Raw genomic sequence first — 1,338 nt, 5'->3', positions numbered from 1 at the left:
TGAACGACCGGGTTGATGATCGACATTTTGGACCGGGATGATACCTGACAGTTTTCATTCTGTCGTGTGTGCTGCTTTAGGCCTCATCGGCCCGGGCGGTCGCGGCGGAGCGAAGCGACGAAAGCGTCCGTCCGGGCCGATGAGGCCTATGTCGCGGTTGCAGAAGCGCACGACGTGGTCACCGTTTTCGAGCTCGCTCAGGCCGACGAGTTCGCCGGCAAGGGCTTCGCTGACAAAGAGTCGGCCTCCCTTCCATTTGATCTCACCGCTGTCTCGCACGCGACGCACTTGATGATCGGCATCATACCAGGGATCGTCGAGACGCTCGGGCATCACACGCGGCTGGCAGGGTCGATAGAGATCGGCCGGTGGTCGTTGACCCAGCGCTTCATGCGGGCGCTCCTCATTGTAGTGCCGGCGAAAGGCATCGAAACGGGCCTGCTGTTGGCCGGCATTATCGGCCGGTGGCTTGGATGTCTGGGCCTTGAGAGTACGATGCATGCGCTCGTGCCTGCCGTTCTCCTGGGGCGATGCCGGCGAGATGAAGTGCGCCTCGATGCCGAGCTTGATCCACCAGGTCGATAATCGGGTCAGGCCGCCGGCCCCATGGCTGCCGAAAGGCGAACCATTGTCGCAGCGGATCGCAAACGGTAGCCCATGGGTGCGAAAGGCTCGTTCGAAGACAGGCCGCACGCCGTCGATGGTCTGTGGAGCAATTTGGACATCGATCAGAAAACGGCTATAGCTGTCGCTGATCGTCAGTGGATCGATGCGTTGTTGGTCGCGGGTGCGGAACCAGCCCTTAAAGTCCACGCTCCATTCGTCATTGGCTTGTGTTGCCTCGGTGAACGGCCGGCTTTGGTCCAGTGCCCTGCGTCGCCGCTTGGCAGTGTCCACAAGGCCTGCCCGTTTGAGGATGTCGCCGATCGTCGAGGCCGCCGGCCAAGCGGTCTGCGCCGACTGGCGCTGCAACAGCGCCAGCAGCTTGCGCGGCCCCATATGCGGAAACCGCCGGCGTAGCGCAATCACCTCATCGGCAAGGGCTGACGGCGTGCGATGCGGGCACGAAACCGTGCCATGCGACCGATCGACAAACCAATCCGGCGCTCCGCTCATCTGCCGTTTGCGCCAGGCGTAAAATGTAGCCCGGCTCACACCGGAGCGCCGGCAAAGATCTCTCACACTCCAGTGCCCCAAAGCATAGTCCGACAGCATCCGAACACGTTCTTCCATGCGACAAGTCTCCACAAATGGCATCGGAAGCCCTCCCTCCGACACACTATGACTTGTCGACCATCAACCCGGTTCATTCTGTCAGGTATCAGCCCGGGCTGTACC

At 61.6% G+C, this 1,338-nt stretch carries 1 protein-coding gene; it reads right to left on the bottom strand.

What is annotated here, in order from left to right; translation table 11 throughout:
• Window positions 1-54: 54 nt before the first annotated feature.
• On the bottom strand, window positions 55-1,233 hold the full coding sequence (locus tag FHT70_RS30055) for an integrase core domain-containing protein (protein WP_246722059.1): 1,179 nt from the start codon (window positions 1,231-1,233) through the stop codon (window positions 55-57).
• Window positions 1,234-1,338: the final 105 nt, after the last annotated feature.

Origin of the sequence: Rhizobium sp. BK049 (genome assembly GCF_014193135.1) — a bacterium.
Lineage (GTDB): Bacteria > Pseudomonadota > Alphaproteobacteria > Rhizobiales > Rhizobiaceae > Rhizobium.
Note: the sequence above shows the minus strand (reverse complement) of the source record. Positions and strands in the feature narration are given on the sequence as shown.

Coding starts and splice junctions, on each gene's coding strand:
- FHT70_RS30055 (WP_246722059.1), bottom strand. CDS start 1,233: ATGGAAGAACGTGTTCGGATGCTGTCGGACTATGCTTTGGGGCACTGG.